The organism is Solibacillus sp. CAU 1738 (genome assembly GCF_039888725.1).
Taxonomy (GTDB): Bacteria; Bacillota; Bacilli; order Bacillales_A; family Planococcaceae; genus Metasolibacillus.
The window spans coordinates 800,008-817,922 of record NZ_JBDQQN010000001.1 but is presented as its reverse complement, the minus strand read 5'-3'; the positions used below and the strand labels follow the sequence as shown (position 1 = coordinate 817,922).

General features: G+C 33.1%; 24 protein-coding genes and 1 pseudogene. 6 read left to right on the top strand and 19 right to left on the bottom strand.

From position 1 onward, the window contains the following. Positions 1-72: 72 nt before the first annotated feature. Positions 73-804, bottom strand: a complete 732-nt coding sequence (locus AAFN87_RS04140) for a DUF5694 domain-containing protein (protein ID WP_347789763.1) — start codon at positions 802-804, stop codon at positions 73-75. A 187-nt stretch (positions 805-991) separates the two neighbouring features. Between AAFN87_RS04140 and AAFN87_RS04135 the strand changes: the two genes are divergently transcribed. Next, on the top strand, positions 992-1,354 hold the full coding sequence (locus AAFN87_RS04135) for a hypothetical protein (RefSeq protein WP_347789762.1): 363 nt from the start codon (positions 992-994) through the stop codon (positions 1,352-1,354). A 68-nt stretch (positions 1,355-1,422) separates the two neighbouring features. Here AAFN87_RS04135 and AAFN87_RS04130 read toward each other — a convergent pair whose 3' ends face one another. The 7 genes from AAFN87_RS04130 to AAFN87_RS04100 all read right to left on the bottom strand — a co-directional run bounded on the left by AAFN87_RS04130 (position 1,423) and on the right by AAFN87_RS04100 (position 6,539). After that, positions 1,423-1,722: a hypothetical protein gene (locus AAFN87_RS04130; RefSeq protein WP_347789761.1), complete on the bottom strand. Its 300-nt coding sequence runs from the start codon at positions 1,720-1,722 to the stop codon at positions 1,423-1,425. 103 nt (positions 1,723-1,825) lie between these two features. Then, entirely contained in the window at positions 1,826-2,545 is a 720-nt protein-coding gene (locus tag AAFN87_RS04125; RefSeq protein ID WP_347789760.1) for a nucleotidyltransferase domain-containing protein, read from the bottom strand. Between the two features lie 359 nt (positions 2,546-2,904). Then, positions 2,905-3,585 (bottom strand): NIF family HAD-type phosphatase, encoded by a 681-nt coding sequence (locus tag AAFN87_RS04120; protein ID WP_347789759.1) that lies wholly within the window; start codon positions 3,583-3,585, stop codon positions 2,905-2,907. A 42-nt stretch (positions 3,586-3,627) separates the two neighbouring features. Further along, positions 3,628-4,323 (bottom strand): Type 1 glutamine amidotransferase-like domain-containing protein, encoded by a 696-nt coding sequence (locus AAFN87_RS04115; protein WP_347789758.1) that lies wholly within the window; start codon positions 4,321-4,323, stop codon positions 3,628-3,630. 127 nt (positions 4,324-4,450) lie between these two features. Then, complete coding sequence (locus AAFN87_RS04110) at positions 4,451-4,996, bottom strand: lipoprotein (RefSeq protein WP_347789757.1); 546 nt, start codon at positions 4,994-4,996, stop codon at positions 4,451-4,453. A gap of 205 nt (positions 4,997-5,201) precedes the next feature. Continuing rightward, positions 5,202-5,741, bottom strand: coding sequence for a DUF1572 domain-containing protein (locus tag AAFN87_RS04105; protein ID WP_347789756.1), 540 nt, complete (start codon positions 5,739-5,741; stop codon positions 5,202-5,204). A gap of 96 nt (positions 5,742-5,837) precedes the next feature. Next, positions 5,838-6,539, bottom strand: a complete 702-nt coding sequence (locus AAFN87_RS04100) for a hypothetical protein (protein ID WP_347789755.1) — start codon at positions 6,537-6,539, stop codon at positions 5,838-5,840. Positions 6,540-6,884: 345 nt separating this feature from the next. Between AAFN87_RS04100 and AAFN87_RS04095 the strand changes: the two genes are divergently transcribed. After that, the gene (locus AAFN87_RS04095; RefSeq protein ID WP_347789754.1) at positions 6,885-7,112 is read left to right on the top strand and encodes a hypothetical protein; all 228 of its coding nucleotides are present in this window, start codon (positions 6,885-6,887) and stop codon (positions 7,110-7,112) included. Between the two features lie 841 nt (positions 7,113-7,953). Here AAFN87_RS04095 and AAFN87_RS04090 read toward each other — a convergent pair. Beyond that, positions 7,954-8,820, bottom strand: coding sequence for an alpha/beta fold hydrolase (locus AAFN87_RS04090; protein WP_347789753.1), 867 nt, complete (start codon positions 8,818-8,820; stop codon positions 7,954-7,956). Positions 8,821-8,996: 176 nt separating this feature from the next. Between AAFN87_RS04090 and AAFN87_RS04085 the strand changes: the two are divergent. The 3 genes and pseudogenes from AAFN87_RS04085 (at position 8,997) to AAFN87_RS04075 (ending at position 10,586) form a co-directional block, all read left to right on the top strand. After that, positions 8,997-9,613, top strand: a pseudogene (locus tag AAFN87_RS04085) (transposase). A 155-nt stretch (positions 9,614-9,768) separates the two neighbouring features. After that, the gene (locus AAFN87_RS04080; protein WP_347789752.1) at positions 9,769-10,197 is read left to right on the top strand and encodes a MarR family winged helix-turn-helix transcriptional regulator; all 429 of its coding nucleotides are present in this window, start codon (positions 9,769-9,771) and stop codon (positions 10,195-10,197) included. A gap of 2 nt (positions 10,198-10,199) precedes the next feature. Then, complete coding sequence (locus AAFN87_RS04075) at positions 10,200-10,586, top strand: rhodanese-like domain-containing protein (protein WP_347789751.1); 387 nt, start codon at positions 10,200-10,202, stop codon at positions 10,584-10,586. A gap of 223 nt (positions 10,587-10,809) precedes the next feature. On the opposite strand, the gene AAFN87_RS04070 is transcribed toward AAFN87_RS04075, so the two are convergent. From AAFN87_RS04070 to AAFN87_RS04025, 10 genes are all read right to left on the bottom strand, one after another. Then, on the bottom strand, positions 10,810-11,019 hold the full coding sequence (locus tag AAFN87_RS04070; protein WP_347789750.1) for a hypothetical protein: 210 nt from the start codon (positions 11,017-11,019) through the stop codon (positions 10,810-10,812). 340 nt (positions 11,020-11,359) lie between these two features. Beyond that, positions 11,360-11,842 carry a CcdC family protein gene (locus tag AAFN87_RS04065; protein WP_347789749.1) on the bottom strand — a complete coding sequence of 161 codons (483 nt, stop codon included), beginning with the start codon at positions 11,840-11,842 and terminating at the stop codon, positions 11,360-11,362. A gap of 24 nt (positions 11,843-11,866) precedes the next feature. After that, a complete protein-coding gene (locus tag AAFN87_RS04060) occupies positions 11,867-12,238 on the bottom strand; it encodes a response regulator (protein ID WP_347789748.1) in 372 nt (123 codons plus the stop codon). A gap of 60 nt (positions 12,239-12,298) precedes the next feature. Further along, positions 12,299-13,009, bottom strand: coding sequence for a cytochrome c biogenesis CcdA family protein (locus tag AAFN87_RS04055; protein WP_347789747.1), 711 nt, complete (start codon positions 13,007-13,009; stop codon positions 12,299-12,301). Positions 13,010-13,183: 174 nt separating this feature from the next. Beyond that, positions 13,184-13,561: a hypothetical protein gene (locus tag AAFN87_RS04050; RefSeq protein ID WP_347789746.1), complete on the bottom strand. Its 378-nt coding sequence runs from the start codon at positions 13,559-13,561 to the stop codon at positions 13,184-13,186. A gap of 96 nt (positions 13,562-13,657) precedes the next feature. Continuing rightward, positions 13,658-14,287, bottom strand: coding sequence for a GIY-YIG nuclease family protein (locus AAFN87_RS04045; protein WP_347789745.1), 630 nt, complete (start codon positions 14,285-14,287; stop codon positions 13,658-13,660). 74 nt (positions 14,288-14,361) lie between these two features. Beyond that, on the bottom strand, positions 14,362-15,273 hold the full coding sequence (rarD, locus tag AAFN87_RS04040; protein ID WP_347789744.1) for an EamA family transporter RarD: 912 nt from the start codon (positions 15,271-15,273) through the stop codon (positions 14,362-14,364). 150 nt (positions 15,274-15,423) lie between these two features. Beyond that, complete coding sequence (locus tag AAFN87_RS04035) at positions 15,424-16,179, bottom strand: hypothetical protein (RefSeq protein WP_347789743.1); 756 nt, start codon at positions 16,177-16,179, stop codon at positions 15,424-15,426. Positions 16,180-16,344: 165 nt separating this feature from the next. Beyond that, positions 16,345-16,674 (bottom strand): DUF3889 domain-containing protein, encoded by a 330-nt coding sequence (locus AAFN87_RS04030; RefSeq protein ID WP_347789742.1) that lies wholly within the window; start codon positions 16,672-16,674, stop codon positions 16,345-16,347. Between the two features lie 161 nt (positions 16,675-16,835). Then, the gene (locus AAFN87_RS04025) at positions 16,836-17,201 is read right to left on the bottom strand and encodes a DUF5412 family protein (protein WP_347789741.1); all 366 of its coding nucleotides are present in this window, start codon (positions 17,199-17,201) and stop codon (positions 16,836-16,838) included. 127 nt (positions 17,202-17,328) lie between these two features. Here AAFN87_RS04025 and AAFN87_RS04020 point away from each other — a divergent pair, with 127 nt between their 5' ends. Next, on the top strand, positions 17,329-17,541 hold the full coding sequence (locus AAFN87_RS04020) for a hypothetical protein (protein WP_347789740.1): 213 nt from the start codon (positions 17,329-17,331) through the stop codon (positions 17,539-17,541). Positions 17,542-17,915 lie beyond the last annotated feature (374 nt).

Sequence of the window (17,915 nt, the reverse complement as noted above, 5' to 3'; positions counted from 1 at the left end):
TGAAGCAATTGATATTAGGTTTTGGATGTTCATGTCCAATTTTAGGTTCCCACCAAAAAACACGCCACCTATTTATTTTAAGTATTCATTCGCCTCAACAACCGTACACACCCCGGACTCTTCCAAAAACTGTTTAACAAGATGAACGTGTCCGCCGCCGATTAAAAGCAAAACCCGATCCTCTGAACTTGAAATCAATCTTCGCACATTTGAATAAATGATTAAGTTTCGTTTATACCACCAAGTTAACCAACTAGTTGCGTAATAATCTTTCTTTTCTCCAATCATCGCGAGCTCCATGTAAATTTGGTGTCCCCATTTAATAGTTTCTGCCTCATTAATACGTTTATAGCCTTCTAAAATTGACAGTCCGGAAAATTCTTCAAATTCAAGTTGCAACGATTCTAAGGTTGTCATTATTTTCTGATATCGTTCGGGTTCGTTTTCTTTCGCATAATGAAGAATATCGTTTAATGGTGTGCTATCATCTTCGTCTCCCATCCAATCGACACAAGAAATTTCGCTTATACCCGATTTTTCAGCTAAAGGAAAACCAATCATATCGATTTCATTTTTCAAAGGGTTCGAATCATCTAATTGATACTTTTGATAACGTTCATTTATCCTCGGTTGATCTTCACATACAGCTTCGACCGCCACTTTTGTCGGATTAAATCGACTAAGTGCGTCAACAACTTCCATTGCTTGTTGCTTTATATCATTATCATCTTTGCTTTCAACTTTGATTAAATCCGGTGTGTCTCCTAAATGATACACCCCGACGATCATCACTTCTGGACTCATAATACCACTTCACTCCCCACAAAAATAAATAGTAAAAAATAGTAATTATTGCTATACGTTTCACGTTATCATAAAGTCAAATTTTGGAATACAATTATCTATCAAAATTTACTTAACAACTATGTGGTGTTAGTCGTCCTCATTTCTAGTACTTTACTAAAAATTGCGTTCATTAAGAGGTGAATTCATGAAAAAGTTCTTTTTCTTCATTGCATGTTATTGTTTGCTAATAATTTGTGCTTGTTCAAATTCTGTAAATGAAAACGTAGACATTCAACATGATACTGATAGTTTTAATGAAGTTAAGGAAGTCGCTTGGAAATTCATAAATGACCAAGGTTGGATTGATTCTGCAAAAGGAAATTGGCAGGAAGCAGAAGTAAGTAGAGTCATTGTTAATAATCAATATAAGTTATTAGATGATTCATATAAAGGTAAGGAGGCACTATCAGTTTCCTTTGAAAATAAAAAGAATGTTGTAGTTGGTACACCAGTAATACTTATAGATATGAATGCAAAAAAAGTGATTGGTTATATGCTAGGCGAGTAGGACTTCTAATCGCGTTCTTTTATTTTGAATGCTATCGCATCTTGTCAACAAATATAACACTACTACGATTATCCTAAATCCTCATCATTATACGTTACCCAAATTCTAAAAATGAAGTTGTCACTTACTCGTAATTTTTCCTTATGGACATTTACTTGGACGTTTATGAAACTTGCCCATTCAGGTAGAAAGTCCGTTAAATAATCAATTACTTTTTCATCAGGTGTTGCATAACCCACCCTTTCTCTTCTATAAAAGGAATGAGAAAAATCTTGATATAATGAGTCAGTCCATTCATATGCTTCATGCAATGAATCAAATAATCTAGTATCCTCCGCGTATTGCCCATTTACCCAGTTTATATCCATATGAAAAACTCCTTTCAATATTTCAAATAACTAAGCTATTCTGCTCAAAAATTCAAAGACGTTTCTTCTAATAATGGAATACAAAATAAGCAGAACATATTATCTAGCCTTTACCTAAAGAAAAACCATCAAACAACCTTCCTCCATAGGGTTGCAAAACATAATCAACTAATTGAATAACTTCATTTTTGTTACCCGTCTTATAATAAATATCAAATGCCTTTACAAAATTATTTGCAAACTCTTCATCATATTTTTTTAATGTACGAAATACCCATTTTGATGTGCCAATCCATTGACGGTTTGTTCTCAAAACGAATTCACTTAATAATTCTGAAAGTGTGTTAGCAATAAATATTTCTTCTGCTCTATTAGAACAACCTATAAAATCGTCTAGTACATCTGTAATAAAATATCGCTTAATCTTTATAGTTTGTTCTGACCACTCTTCTGGACCCATAGATAATATTTCCATAGCCTCTTTTTTTATAGAATCAATCATTCCATTATCTTTTAGGATTATTCCTTCTGAAACCATCATTGGCATTGAAGGTCTTGCTCTTTCATAATCCGTTTTAAAATACTGTTTATACGAGGTTAAGTTATGTACAAAGACTTCTATTGGCCAGCTGTAAGCAATTACTGACTCCCTGTAAGATGAACTAATTTTATTATCGAAAATAACAATATCTAAGTCAGATGTTTCTGTAGCTTCACCACGAACAACACTCCCAGCTAATAAGGCTCCTTGACAATTTGGAAAATGCTCCTTGATAAATTGATGAGCTGCTTCAATTGGTGATAACTTATCGCCATTCCTCACTGATTTCCCCTCCAAAATAATAAAATTTCTTTAATAGTTTTTCAATAATAAGGAAAACACTCTAATATGTCTCTCCTTAACAATCTAATTAGCAAAAAAGACTGCTCAGCGACAGTCTTAATTTGCAGTATTTGCTCTTAATAATGCAATATGTTTTAATAGTCTTCTTAAACATCTTTAAACATAAATCTTCAATGCAACTAAGAAATGATCATTTAAAAATCTTAAAAATTATGATGACCAACAGGAAAATAATCGTATAAAATACTATCTTTCTCCAACTATTTTTCGTCATATTATCCTCCATATATATTATTAACTTTTAATTATCTAAGGTTTTATATGCGTAAATTACACATCTAAGAGCCTGTATTGCCTTGAGCGATTTCGAATTTAGCTATAATTGGTTTTAACTCCATTAAATCATCTATTACAAAATCTGCTTGAGCAAGTTCATTTTCTTGTGCAAAATCAAAATTACATCCAATTGCAAGTAAACCATTCGCTTTGGCCGCATTTATATCAGATAGACGGTCTCCTACGACTGCTGCTTTTTTTAAATCGTATTTTTTTATGATGCTTTTAACTAAATCACCCTTATCGAGCGTTTGAATTTGTTGTATGCTAAACGTTTCTGTAACCCACTTATCTAAATTATAATAGCTTACTATAGCTTGTAAATATTCGGTTAACCCATTACTCGCTATGTAAATTGAACAATTATTCGCTTTTAAATAACGGAAAACTTCCTCTACATGAGGATATAAAGCACCTTTTCCACTTTTTATGTTTTCAACTAATCGTGCTAAAAAATAAGCATCCGTTTGCTCTCTTTCTTCCTGTGAATGATTAGGTAACAACACTTCCCACACTTTCGGTAAAGGTACCCCCATAATTCCTCGGTATTGATCGATCGGTGTAATTGTATCCCACTTTTTTAGTGACCGTAAGTAGTTAAATGTATCATCTAGCGCTAGTTCTAAAATTTTATCTGTTTGAAATAAAGTGCCGTCCATATCAAAAATAATGGATTGTATCATTGTTTTCGCTCCTTTATTGTATTTTTCAATACAGTTAGAGGACTAAGAACCTAAATAGTTAGTTTCAAGTTCTATTTCTATCACTTTTTCATCGTAATAAAGTTGATATGCCTTAGCATTTGGCCGTGAACTTACAATTTTTTTTATTTCTTGATCAATAAAATGAATAGCCACACCATCATCTGTTGCAAATCCAGGTTTAATTTTATTGGAGGCGATTAGTCTTTGATAAGAAGGTCTTCTATCCAATTCACCATCATAGTGCGGACAATTACTACCTTTGATGAACCCTAAACACTTTAAGGGTTCTAGTCCCTCTCCAAAAGAATCTGTAACTCCCTCTTCAAACCAACAAATGGAACCAGCGCTAATACCAGCTAAAATAATTCCTTGTTCCCAAGCCTTTCTCAGAATGGTATCTAACCCCCACTCCTTCCATAGAGCTAACAAATTTTTCGTATTGCCCCCACCAACATAAATGATATCTTTTTCTAGTAAAAAACTTTCTAAATCTCTTGTGGATGGACTAAATAAAGATAAGTGTGAAGGCTGACAAGGCTGCTTTTCAAAGAATTCATAAAACCTAGAAATATAGTTTTCCGAGTCGCCACTTGCCGTTGCAATAAAACAGATTTTTGGATTTGTTTTTCTAGATTGATTTAAAATATATGTATCTATCAAAGGATTATTTGGCTCCATCGAAAAGCCACCACCACCAAGAGCAATAATTTGTTTCATCATTCAACATCCTTTCAATTTGAGATTCATAACAAACAATTCTACTTAATATATAGGGAAGTTCTTGCGGAATGACCGTGCAGCGTTAGGACAAGAAGCGATGGCTATTGTGGGTATTAGCCCCCAGTTATTCATACGATCCATTCGATGCCGGAAGTACTAAATATTCTTCCTTACTTTTAATAATATTAAATACGTAATTTCGCAGCTCAATTAGTTGCTGTGCATCTTTGGTCGGATCACAGTAAGCCCCTGAAATAGAATGAGTAATCGTTTCACCGTTAATCGTAATTTCCCATTCATCCTCTTCATGAGGTTCCATTACGCAGATCGATCCGTTAATAGGTTTAGGAATGAAATTTTTTGATTCTTCAATATTAATTTCTTTCATTTTCTCATAAATATTATTTAATTCCTTATCAGTTAAAGCTACATTTGCCGTTGCGGTTCCATCTGATATTAAATCTTTGGTCACTGTATTTTCGAATGTATTGATTTCATTTTTCTTTCCCACACCAAACTGAATAATAAACCCAAAGTCATGTGGCATATTTAATACTGTAGAAATATTCTCATCTGAATGCAAAACTTCAACTTCATTTGACTCTTTATTTAATTGGTTACACGAACTTAGAATGAAGGTGAATACAATAAAGAAAATTATTTTTTTCAAAAAATATCACCCCTTTTCATCTGAAACGCATTATACCATATTTTGGTTGCGTGCTATTCAAACATTCTGCTTCCTATGCAAAATAAGCGATTGCTCAGTTGAACAATCGCATCCAAGTATCACAACAAGTAAGGCAATCCCCTCGATAAAACGCAAGGAACTACCAATAAAGTCAATACAATAAATGTAAGCATACTATATTTGTTTATTTGTCTTGGTGTTTCTTCAACATTTGTTCTAAATATTTTTCTGATTTCCCTTTTGGAATGCTGAGACTATTCCAATCATCATTTTTCAGCTGTTTACCTATATAAACGATTTGCCCTACGTGATAAGCATAATGTGCCATTTGTCTTTCAATAGCATCTATAACCAAATGACCCTCACCACGAATAGTTACTTTTTTTAATAAATCTTCTTCGCTTAGACTAGTTAATGTATCCAATAACTCTTTCCATCCCTTTTCCCAAACTATCAATAGCTCAGTTTTAGAAGATAGATCATCTAAAAATTCGTCATCACGATTTCGGTCATTTTTTTCACCATCTGAAGTTAAAAAATCTGTCCACCTTGAAATCATATTTCCACTCAAATGCTTTACTATTATAGCAACACTATTTGATTCGTTATTATAAGCCCAATGTATGTCCTTTTCCGATAACTGCGAAATCGTCTTATCTCCTAGACTTTTTACACTTTTAAATCTTTCAACTACTATGTTCAAATATTCGTTACCAACATTCATCCCTAACCACTTCCTTTTTTTAATTACCTTTATTTTAATAAATTCAACAAAAAAAGTGTTAATCCTCTTTGGACCAACACCATACCCTTTTGACAATTATTCATATTGTTCATACACAATTGACTTTGCTTGATACATGTTATCTTTTAGCCAATACGTAATAATAATATTGCCTATATAACCACCTGCTGGAGCAATCTGCCCACCGATTTTCGCAATCAGTTGGTTGTCCTGTACTTCAAAGTTGATCATATTGCCAAAATTTATATTGTTAAACAAATGCTCTGGTTCAATGTTAAATGGTTTCAGATCAATTGAATACTTCTTATTACCAATATTAATATTCGCTTGGCTAGGGTATAACTCTGTCTTCACGTTTTTTAACACGATAGCAATCGGGTCATCTACAAGCACTTCAACTGGAACTTCAACAAGTTTCTTTCTTAATCTTTGTTTTTGCAGATGGAAAACATGAGCTTCTCGTTCAATTACTCCCGTACCAGTACCTGTAGTCAAAATGATGATTAACTCATTTACCCCATCTTGATTTATGTCCGCACTAATAATTTGAGGAGACCATGTAGGATTTGCTACGTTTTCCCAACTCGGTTTTGAAAGGATGCTACCTTGAAAATCAATTTTAAAATCTGTATACATTCCATTCGTCTTTTTAGCATACAGCGAAACATCCACTGTATCAGACTTTGCAACTTCAACATATTCAGAATTCATTGCGTTTGCTTTCGATAAAGGAGCTAAGAGCGTAATGACAAAAATTAATATAATCATTTTTTTCATAAGAGATCACCTCATCGTTAGTGTTCTCTATAGCTTGATGTTTATTACTCTAAGCTACGCCGATAGTGAAGAAACCAAACAAAACAACAGAGCATCTATTCTTCTAAACCAACAAGCCCATCCGTTACATAATGCATAATCAACCTCATAATTGAAATAATATTTATTGAGGTGACATCCATGGTATTAAATTTATTTCTTGCTTTAAATATGTTAGCAGCATTTCCTTTACTAATAACCGAAAATACTACTCCTAGACCTGCAATAAAAAGTATTACAACGGACTTTCCGAAAGATGGAATATGGGTATAAATCCCAAAAGGGACAAAGAAAATTTCTATTCATGTGGAAGCAGAAAATACAGATACTGTTTTATTTTGGTTGATTCCAACAGGTACTCAAACATGGACAGAAAGAAAACTCATTGGATATGATATTCAAGAAAACCAAAACGATCATCACTTTTCATTGACTTGGCATATTAATATGCCTTATCTCCATGACCATTTACACATTCAAGCAATCGGTGATGGAATAGTAGCGAACGACACAATCAATTTATCAATGGACTAATATCAAGTGCATGTTACTCCGTTCAACTATTACTGCAGTGTGTGACCGGCAAAGTGTCTAATAGACAACATTAGGTATTTCCTTCCAGCTTATTTTTAGATATATTTTCTCCAATCGAACTTAAACTATCCTTTATGATTTTTTGCCCGTTTTGACAACAAAAGAACTAGTATCATTGCATTATTACTGGATTTTATCGGAAATTCCAGTTACTTAATTGTTCGTATTTTATTAATTCCAAATAAAATAAAACGAAATATTAATTTCTCAAAATAAAGAGTATAAAAAACGAAAATTGTTGTATACTATTAAAGATTTCACTTTTAATCCAAGTGACTAGGAGGGTTAACCCGATGAGTAAGGATGACCGATAGCTCTGAAGGACCATCAATACTGAAGTGAGCTAAAGTACTGTTGTCTTAGGTAAATCTTAAGATCCAATACGGAAGCGAGGCAGTGTGTCATGGAGGAATAAATGTAAGTGATAATCAAACCCGGAAAATTTTTTCCGGGTTCTTTTGTTTTAGTACTAAAAAAGTACATAGGAAATTCAATTGAAACCGTTTTACAACAGGAGCCCAATTCTTTTTAAATCACGACTAGCTATTCCTCATCGATTGAGTTGCACACGTCACGACTAAGTAATATGCGGATAAACTTTGGCTATTCAGTTTGCATATCACACTTTACCAATATTAAGGTAAGGAAATCATAATGGTCTCCCGTTTCATTTCATCCATTTCTTCTTTAGAGAACCACTCTTCCCTTTGTTTCCATACTTTAGACACGATAAAATTAAGGGTTATATATGCAATGTACACATTTTTTCAATATATACTAATTATAGTAGTTTATTTGATTTTAAAAATTCATCAATGTTTTCATCTGTTACATTTGAGGATTTGCCAAGCCAAATTAAGTGTCCCCATGATTCAAGTAGACAAAGTTTTGATGAAGGAATATTTTCTTGAGCAAAATATGCATGTTCCAATGGTACAGAACCATCATGTTTACTATGCATAATAAGTGTTGGACAAGTAACTGCACGTAAATCTTGCATGGTTATTTCATTAATTTGTGCCAAGTCTATAAAAAAACCATAACCCGACCTTTGGCGACAATTCATTTTTCTAATTGCATTAATATCGTCATTACTTACTAGCTCAGTTGCATCGTTATACTTTAGTTTACTGAATGAAGGAAACATTTGTTTGAAAATAAATCGGGGGAATATTTTATTCATAAAAGAAATTAGACTCCAAGTAAAATTTTCGACATTTGGATGAAATAATTTCCTTGCTGCCTTGTATTCTTTATCATTCGGCATTAACCATTTTTTTGTAACTGCTGATTGCAATGTAAGAGTGGCCACACGCTCTGGAAATTTTGATGCCATATAAATGCCAGTGGGACCACCAGCAGATATAGCTAGCAGATGAACCTTATGAATATTTAAATGATTTAATAACTTCAAATAGTACTTACAAGCTACTGAAAGGCTCTTTCCAACCTCTTTAGATGTACCTCCATATCCGGCTCTTGAAGGTGTGATTATCGAGAAACCATTCTCTATTAATGAATTATATCCAAATTCTTCATTGCAATTTGAATGTCCACCATGCATGACAAAAATAGGTTCTCCTTTACCAACAATCGAGTATTCAATTGAAATACCTTCTGATGAAAAAACCTCAATTTTTCGTTCCATAATATCCCCTCACTTTTAGGCACAATTATAGACCTCTATTATTGCTATGCTCTTTATATCTAATTGAACAATCGCTCCCAGCTTAATAATCCCTCTCGAAATATTTTACATAATCTTACACTAAAAAGCGAATCTCTATCTTTAACTAATTTAAGTGTTTCAGGAGGCGTTCAATTATGTGGAGATATTTGTATGAAGCAGTCGGAGAATTAAAAAAAGCAAAACAACTAGCCTTATTTAAGGCAATGAAGCAAGACCTATATCCAAAAGAAAAAAATAAATGGAAAGATTACCTCCTAGAAACAAGAGTCTCGATTTTCATCTGATTTAGGTTGTCTTTATTGTGGAAGTACTGCCGTAAAACGTAATGGTAAATATCGTTCTAGACAAAGATATTTATGTAAGGATTGTGGAAAATCATTTAATGATATGACAAATACTCCGTTTTCAGGTTCGCGTTATCCGGAAAAATGGATTAATTACATTAAAATGATGATAAACGGTGTTACATTACGGAAGATTTCAGACTCTTTAAAAATTCATATATCTACCGCATTTTATTGGAAACACAAGATACTTCCATCGTCGTTTAACAGGATGGATGGAACGATTTCAAGGCGTTGGTACGTATTATTTGGATAGTTACCTCTACTGGTATCGTTGGCTGGAGATACATAAAAACTTGGCATTTGAAAATCGGGTAGAGCAAATGCTTATTTCAGCTTGTCAAAAATCTAACTATTATACAGTAACATCATTACGAGAAAACAATAATCACCTATTTTCAGTATAAGCAGCAGATTTATTTGTTGTTAAATGACTTTAAAACATCTGTAAGAAGTAAATGTAAATAATTTTTACAATTAATTATTCAAAATATTTACATTTACCAATTAGTCAGATATACTGATTATCATATCAGGTGACTAATTGATAGGAGGTATAAAATTGAGTGATATATTTAAATCATTTGGTTTTTTAACTGGAAAAGTAGAACAAATGTTAGAAGAAGATTTTATAGAACAGTTGAAGCCTTATGGTATAAATGCAAGACAATTCGGAGTCCTGATTAGAATAAAGGAACGTCCTAATACATCTCAGAAAGAAATTGCAGAAGATTTAAAAATAGACAGAACATCTATGGTGGATCACGTAGATCGTTTGGAATCTCTTCACTATATTAATAGAGACAAAAACTTGAGAGATAGAAGGTCTTACTGTCTTAATCTTACGGAAAAAGGTAGAAAAACCATAGATGATTGTTGGGAGTTAATGAATCAGTCTGAGCGAGAAGTATTGTCAGCATTAGAAGATGAGGAAAAAGATGCGTTTAAGAAGTATTTAATTAAAATAGTGAAAAGGATAGGAGAAAAATAATAATGAATCAAATCTCATATTTTAAAAATCGCGTTGAATCAACGTTCAGTCCTATGGATTATATGACGGAGAAAAAAAGGCAACCAGAAAATTATTTATTAATTGATGTTAGGAATGGCGCTCCTGCTTTGAAAAAAGAAAAAATACAAGGTGCTTTAGAAATCCCACTTTCAGAATTAGAAATGCGGTTAGATGAAATACCTAAAGACAAAGAAATCGTTTTGTATTGTTGGGATGTTTGGTGTAATACAGCTGCAAAGGCTTCTATAATGTTAATTGAAAACGGATACTCAGTAAAAGAGTTGAATGGTGGTATAGCTGCTTGGAAGACTATGGGTTTCCCTTTGATTCCATTGATAAATAATGAGGACCAAGGCTGTGGTTGTTAAAGAATGCTTATGTTTTTATTTTTTCTTTAATCAACTAAAAGAGAGTTTTAAGTAAACAAACATTATGTTAAATACTTGAATAAAATTAGACGTTTAATCTACACGATTTGTGGATTAAACCTCTATTCTTATTTTCAATCAATCATAATAGCAACAATCTTTGAGAAAACAGCAATAAAAAAAGAACTGACATCTATCAGTTCTTTCAAAATAAGCTATATGATTAGCGTGACGCTTTTGGAGGTTGGCATACATCGCATTTACGTTGGTTATTATTTTTAAATTTCGTAAATGTTTTTTCAAAATTGCTTCCACAAGCACATTTAAATTGTAACTTTTGAGAAAATCCTTTATATTCCGTCGTTAGCAACTTACTTTCCGAATTATTCTCAACAAATTCTTTAATTTTACCAATCGTCCATTTTTTATTCATTCTATTATCTCCTCCATATTTTATCAATGTGCGGAGGCTTTTCTTGGCGTCCGTTCAATTAAAAATAATAGTATTTTTTGTCTTAAGCTATTCATTATAACATGTGCTAGTAAACAATTAAACAGATGTAAGACATATTATTCAACTGTCTCGGATAGCAAAATAGATTCTGGTAGCATATTCGTCTCTTTCGGTCTGTGAGATGGCATGCTACGCAAAATTACGTGATTCTTCCCACATCGACCCCTTTCATGTTACTGCCAGGAGACAAAAAATTTGATTAAAACAAAAAAGCTGTGTTAAAGGAATTTAATACCCTTTTACACAACTTTTCAATCTACTAAATTTGTTTTTTTAATTTTACATATTGTACAAGCATAGCTAATCGCCATGGCACAATCATAGAGAATGCTAAAATCCAAAACATCCCGCCAAGTTCACCAACATCTAAGCTATTTGAAAATACGAGTTTCAATATGATGCGAAGTATTAACAAACCAATCAAAATAAAGAAAAAAGCTTTTGATCGTTTTAAATAAATCGCATCTTCGCGAGCTTCAAATTTCGAAGTGGCAATTAACACAGTTGAGAATAAAATACCGATTACCGCTGCTTCTAAAATTTGCAATGGTGCAACGCGAAATTCTGGAAAAATAAACATCAATGCCCCAGTTGACATTGCGATTGGTGGGATTATGATTTTTTTAACACTCACCGGCTTTTTTTGCGAGCGAACTCGGACAAACATTACGAAAGTACCCATCAAAATGGCCATTATTGTAGAGCCAATTATTAAATATTGAGAGGGTATCGAACTAAACATAGAATCCCTCCTCCAGTTACATCTTTAATATTCTTCTATAGCTAAAATATTATATACTATTTTTTTAAGTTTTTCTACTTCAAATGGTTTTGTAATAAAATCTTTTGCTCCACTTTCAATTGCATCGATGATATTGCGTTGATGTCCAAGAGCCGTAATCATAATAATATTCGCTTCCATAAATTCAGATATAATTTGTTTTACTGCTTCTAAACCTGACATACCCGGCATCGTTACATCCATTGTCACAATATCTGGCTGCAATTCACGATAAAGTTTTACTGCTTTTTCACCATTGTCAGCTTGACCAATAACTGTAAAACCCCATTGTTCAAACATATTACTTATCATAACGCGCATAAATAGTGCGTCGTCGACAATCATTACTGTAGGCATGGCATGACATTTCTCCCTCCGCTATTAACTAACGAAAATACTGTACTCAAAATAATGATATTAGAAGCCAGTAAATCCACCAAAGACTGGAGACAGTATACGAATAATATATTCTAATCCATCAAAGAATAATAATATACCTACTGCAATCATAACGAAACCACCAATTTTGACGATCTTTTGGCTGTTTCTTCTGATCCACCCCATTTTAGAAATAAAGAATGACATAATGAAAAATGGAATAGCAAAGCCAAAGTAATAAGCTAGCATATACCACATTCCTGCGTCAGGGTTCGTTCCCGCTAACATAATTATCGACGCCAGTATTGGTCCTGTACAAGGTGTCCAACCTGCAGCAAAGGCAAATCCGATTAAGGCGGAACCGAAATAACCACTTGGGCGATTTTTAAATTGGAACTTACGATCCTTCATTAAGAAATCGACTTGTAGTAATCCAACAATCATCAACCCAAATACGATAATTAAAATTGCCCCGATTTGACGCATTAAATCTTGATATTGAACAAAAAAATTAGTAGCAAGTGAAGCACTGAATCCTATTGCGATAAAGATAATGGAAAAACCAATTAGAAAGCTTAGCGTATGTAATATAGCACGTTTTTGCATCATACCTTTTTCATTCTTTAAATCATCTAAACTCATTCCTGTTATATAAGACAGGAATGCGGGATATAGCGGCAATGTGCAAGGTGAAATAAAGCTTAAGAACCCTGCACCAAACGCTATAAACATATTAATATCAGTATTCATTGTGAGTTCTCGCTCCTTCATGTTAATGCTTTCATCGTATCAAATTCCACATGAAAAAGCGCATGTTCCGTTTGTGAAAGTTTTATGGCGAAACTGTGTATTACGTGTGAAACGAACGAACTATCCGTAAATGATTGTATCAAATTTATACTCAATTGTTCAAAATATTTTTTATTATCTTATCAAATCTATGAAGAAAAATAGCGAAAAAATAATGAATGTGAATAAAATAACGACTAAAAAAGCCATTGTTTGAAAAATAACGAGCCATAACCACCTATTTTCTTGCGGGTACTGTAGCTCCCATCGTTTTGCAGCATTATAGCTGATAAACCAACAATGCAACGTAATAAACATAGACGGCGACACTAGTAAAAAGAGCGCTAAAATAATATTTAATATAAGTGATGGTTCATAATAACCATAACTCACAATAAAAAAAGGTAAAATAAACCAAAATACAGAGGTAATTGTTAATATGACGAAAAATATTGCATGTAGCCACCAATATTCTCGGTGCACCTTCCCGTAAAAAGTAAATGCTGATTTCATATGAATCACCTATCTTTTAATAGTATAGGCTCTATATTTTCTCTTTTAAAAAAAGAATAGCCTGATAAAAGCATATTACTTTTACCAGACTTTTATTCAATAGTTATAGCTATAATCTAACTCTTTTCCAACTCTTAAATTCCATACTGGCTCAAAACGCATTATTATAGCATTTTTTAGTGCGGTCATCTCTTTTGTTTCTAGCATCGGGCAAATAGAAAAATGTGCTTTACACAATTTCATAGCTTCTGTGAGACGTGCATTTATATGACAATGTGTCGCTGTCCCATCTTTAAAACAGCCCTTTGCAGAAATATTACCGATATGTTGATTAAAACGCTCCTTAAACGACGTTGCGCATACACCAGCAAATACAAGCTCGTTATTGACGATAATTGTATAGACGCCTTTTTTTTGCGATAGCTCCTGCTGCTTTGCTGCAACAAATCTTGAATAAACCATATCCCCGTAGTTATTCAAAAATTGTTTATAAAACATATCTCCTCTGACTTTCATTTCTAGTAGAGCTTCCCCTGCTGGCAATGACAGTAGTGTTCCAAAATTCATTTCAGTATGTTGTTTTAAATGTGTATACTTCTTTTTAGTTAACAGCTGGCTAAGTGTCATTTTATCAAATTTTGCAAAAGCGTTCTGAATCCCCGTCTCCAAAACGTTTATGTCGATTTTTTGAAAATCAAATCGTTTTTCCCCAATAGTTACATGCATTTTTCGCCCCCCTTTATGTCTACACTAATCAAAAATTCGACATAAATAAGGAAAATCCTTCCTAAAAGGAAAAATCACTTAACTTCTGATAGCTTCTTTGAACGACGCGCTTCAAAGAATTTTGATATGGAAAAAATAATTAATGCTACCCAAATACATGAAAAAGCAGCAAGCTCTACATTTGTAAATGGTTCTTTATAAAGTAATACACCTAAAAATAGTACAATCGTCGGTGAAACGTATTGAATAAATCCTAACAAATATAACGGAATACGCTGAGCACTTTTTGCAAATAAAACGAGTGGAATTGCAGTGATAATACCACTAACAATCATTAATACATCTGTTTTCATATTTATATGTAAAAACGAAATTGTACCTGTATTGAATATAAATACATAATACGCGAGTGCAAACGGTAAAATAAAGAGCGTTTCAATTGCTAAGCCGCGCGTAGCATCTAGCACTATTTTTTTCTTTAATACACCATAAATCGCGAACGATATAGCAAGTAATAACGCAATCCAAGGTACTTGTCCATAATTTATCGTCATGACTAACACACCAAAAAGTGCTATCGCAACAGAGAATAGCTGGGCGCGAGATAGCTTTTCCTTGAAAAAAATCATCCCGAATAGAATCGAAATAAGTGGATTAATATAATAGCCCATACTAGAATCCAATACATGGTCATGTGTCACCGCATAAATGTATATATACCAATTAATCGCAATAACAAATGATGCAGCAGCTAATGACCAAAATTGCTTTTTATTACGCCACAAATAGTGTAAATCTTCTTTTAGTTTACTTCGTTGGCCAATAATGATAATAAACACGAACGTAAAAACAAACGACCAGATAACACGTCCAAGTAGGATTTCCATACTATTGACGTGCTCAAGCATTTTCCAGTAAAGCGGAAAAAAGCCCCAAATCGCGTATGCAAAAAAGGCATCCAGTATGCCCTTCTTTTCCTCATTCATAAAAACACCTTCTTAATGTAAATAAGACCTATTATAATGCTAGGCTTTCTCCTTGTAAATGTGAATATTTAGTCTTATTTTTTGTGATTACATAAAAAAAAGAACCTATCTTAAACAATGATTGCTTAAAATGGGCTCTTATAAACACTCTCAATCAAGAGAATTCGAATTTGCAATTATTTCTTGCTTTGCTGTTTCGAAAGACGACCAAAAAATCTTATAGAAATCATCCTTCAGAGCTAATTCAGCTGGCGTTAACATGCAACCCCACTGCCCGTTAATACTCCTCATTACCGTATTACCGCCGAAATTGATATTATAATCATATCCACCACCAGTTCGATATATCGGCTCGACTGTACCACCACTAGCAAGTAGATAACCTTGCGCCGTTTTAATGCCATCATATTCATTTAAATAATCGACTAACGTACTTTCTCCAAATGGCTTGGTTTCCTCTTGTTCGTGAGCGCGAATTGCCTGCATTGCTTGTTTATAAAGTAGTTTCCGGTCTGGTGACACAGGTGAAACAAATTGTGCAAGCAATTGGTCCGTTTGGTAATATATAAGATCTCGTTCTTCTTCACTTGTAGCTTTTGATAACCTTACCCCTAGTTCCTTAATTCGCTCGATCAACTCGTCCATCGGGAGAACCTTCATACCTTTCGTAGGTATTCTCTCCCAGTTAGGTGGTTGCATTCCGCGAATAGGCGCTGGATCTGTAATTGTATTACGTACCACTTCACGTAAAGAATAATTGCTAATATTATTACGACTATTTTCACTTTGTTTATTAGCTGTGTACTTTTCAGCTAACAGCGAGCTAGCAGATTTTACGTCAACTGATTTATTCATAATGGAAGGTTTTAAAGAATTTATTTGCAGCAAATTAGTTATTTTCATCAAAAGATACACGCCCCTTCATTCATCTTTATATATTATCGGACTGCTAATATACAAATTAAGGATAATATCCAAATTCAGGGCGATTTTCTGCAAAGCAACGCATTTATTAAGCAGCAAATGATTTAAATTAAATATCACTGTACTTTAATAGCTGAATAAGCTCCATTACCTAGAGGTTTCTTGAAATTCAATATTATTTACTTTTTCAGTTTCACTCACATACGATATTTTAATATAAACACCGAATTCCTTGTCAGGGTCTTTTAACCATAGCTTAAACGTTTCAATTGTTGTTTCCGCTTGATTTTCACTCCCCACATGAAGATAATCAATTATTTTCGCATTAGGGTACTTAGATTGGGTTTCTTTAATCGCGAGTGTCCCCCATTTAGCGTAGGCAGGCGTTTCTTGTTGTGCGTGATTTATTTTTGGGATATAGGTTAGTGCCAAATAAAAAATAATCATTATTCCGACTACAATCAATGGTTTTCTCATAATTAATCTCATCTCCTATTTATAAGATGAGACATTTGTTTAAAAAAATGCTATACCAAAACGTTTTTTTAATGGCACAGTTTCTACATACTGCTGATTTTCTATCAAATATCCACTTGCATTTTGCGCAAATCTTTCTCTCCATCGAGCTAAATTCAGACTTATTCATACCTAAAATCATACGTGTCATCTATATTTATTTCTATTCCGTTAACAGCGATTATTTCATTATTAATCCACTGCACTTCTTTCACATTCGGAGAGATTAAAAACAAATTCTTTTTCGAATCAGTTGTCAAATCCTCTAACACGCCAATGTATGATAAATCTGTAAAGAAAATTAATCCACCATTGAAATATACCGTGATCCTTTTCTTTCCATCTGGTGAAAGATAAGTGCCTTCTTTATTCGATTCCAAAACTTGGATGCTGTTTAATGTCGGATTTAATAGTTGAAATAAATACATTGCACCTAATAAAAAACCGGTAACCAACACAAGTAACAATGGTATTTGTAGTTTTATCACCTCTGAAAAACCTCCAAAAAAATACTTTTTTACTATTTATAGACGGATTTTCTTTTAAGAAGTTCGATAAATCCAGAGAATAAAACGAACTATAGTGCACAAATTACTCATTAGGAGGTGACATTGGATGAATAAAAACAGTAAACAAACGATGAATTCAAGAACGCATAATCCATTTGGTCTTTATAAAAGCTTGGATTTAGATGATACGAATAGTAATAACAATAACCCGAACGATAACTTAAATGAAGAATTTGCAGCAGAATGGGATGCAAAAGCAAAAAATAAAGACAATAAAACGAATCACGATAAAAATCAGCAATCTAATAAAAATAAATAGCTGCCCTATTTAATTGAATAGCATATAATGAATAATTTTTTCCTTTCATCCTCTATGATGGCTATGTTAATCCAAACTATTTATTAATACTTCCCCTTTTTTTAACATAGCCATCACTTCCTATATTTTATCGATGCCTAAGAAAAACTTAGGCATCGTTTCAGAGTGCCGAATTTATTAACAGATTGATCACCTTAAAATACGATCTTTAATGCCATCTCTAGTGTTGATTTCGAGAAAATGCTCCCTTAAACGGTTTAATTAATCATTTCTCAGTTGAATAAATGGATTTCTTTACTATCATGAGTGATACTTCAAGTTTTTTGAATTGAAATCCACAAATATCCTATATAAAAAACTAAATCGTGATAAAA

What these genes read in the sequence shown, in the direction of transcription:
- AAFN87_RS04140 (WP_347789763.1), bottom strand. Translation starts at nt 804, where the DNA reads ATGAGTCCAGAAGTGATGATCGTCGGGGTGTATCATTTAGGAGACACA.
- AAFN87_RS04135 (WP_347789762.1), top strand. Translation starts at nt 992, where the DNA reads ATGAAAAAGTTCTTTTTCTTCATTGCATGTTATTGTTTGCTAATAATT.
- AAFN87_RS04130 (WP_347789761.1), bottom strand. Translation starts at nt 1,722, where the DNA reads ATGGATATAAACTGGGTAAATGGGCAATACGCGGAGGATACTAGATTA.
- AAFN87_RS04120 (WP_347789759.1), bottom strand. Translation starts at nt 3,585, where the DNA reads ATGATACAATCCATTATTTTTGATATGGACGGCACTTTATTTCAAACA.
- AAFN87_RS04115 (WP_347789758.1), bottom strand. Translation starts at nt 4,323, where the DNA reads ATGAAACAAATTATTGCTCTTGGTGGTGGTGGCTTTTCGATGGAGCCA.
- AAFN87_RS04105 (WP_347789756.1), bottom strand. Translation starts at nt 5,741, where the DNA reads ATGAATGTTGGTAACGAATATTTGAACATAGTAGTTGAAAGATTTAAA.
- AAFN87_RS04100 (WP_347789755.1), bottom strand. Translation starts at nt 6,539, where the DNA reads ATGAAAAAAATGATTATATTAATTTTTGTCATTACGCTCTTAGCTCCT.
- AAFN87_RS04090 (WP_347789753.1), bottom strand. Translation starts at nt 8,820, where the DNA reads ATGGAACGAAAAATTGAGGTTTTTTCATCAGAAGGTATTTCAATTGAA.
- AAFN87_RS04075 (WP_347789751.1), top strand. Translation starts at nt 10,200, where the DNA reads ATGAATCAAATCTCATATTTTAAAAATCGCGTTGAATCAACGTTCAGT.
- AAFN87_RS04070 (WP_347789750.1), bottom strand. Translation starts at nt 11,019, where the DNA reads ATGAATAAAAAATGGACGATTGGTAAAATTAAAGAATTTGTTGAGAAT.
- AAFN87_RS04065 (WP_347789749.1), bottom strand. Translation starts at nt 11,842, where the DNA reads ATGTTTAGTTCGATACCCTCTCAATATTTAATAATTGGCTCTACAATA.
- AAFN87_RS04060 (WP_347789748.1), bottom strand. Translation starts at nt 12,238, where the DNA reads ATGCCTACAGTAATGATTGTCGACGACGCACTATTTATGCGCGTTATG.
- AAFN87_RS04055 (WP_347789747.1), bottom strand. Translation starts at nt 13,009, where the DNA reads ATGAATACTGATATTAATATGTTTATAGCGTTTGGTGCAGGGTTCTTA.
- AAFN87_RS04050 (WP_347789746.1), bottom strand. Translation starts at nt 13,561, where the DNA reads ATGAAATCAGCATTTACTTTTTACGGGAAGGTGCACCGAGAATATTGG.
- AAFN87_RS04045 (WP_347789745.1), bottom strand. Translation starts at nt 14,287, where the DNA reads ATGCATGTAACTATTGGGGAAAAACGATTTGATTTTCAAAAAATCGAC.
- rarD (WP_347789744.1), bottom strand. Translation starts at nt 15,273, where the DNA reads ATGAATGAGGAAAAGAAGGGCATACTGGATGCCTTTTTTGCATACGCG.
- AAFN87_RS04030 (WP_347789742.1), bottom strand. Translation starts at nt 16,674, where the DNA reads ATGAGAAAACCATTGATTGTAGTCGGAATAATGATTATTTTTTATTTG.
- AAFN87_RS04020 (WP_347789740.1), top strand. Translation starts at nt 17,329, where the DNA reads ATGAATAAAAACAGTAAACAAACGATGAATTCAAGAACGCATAATCCA.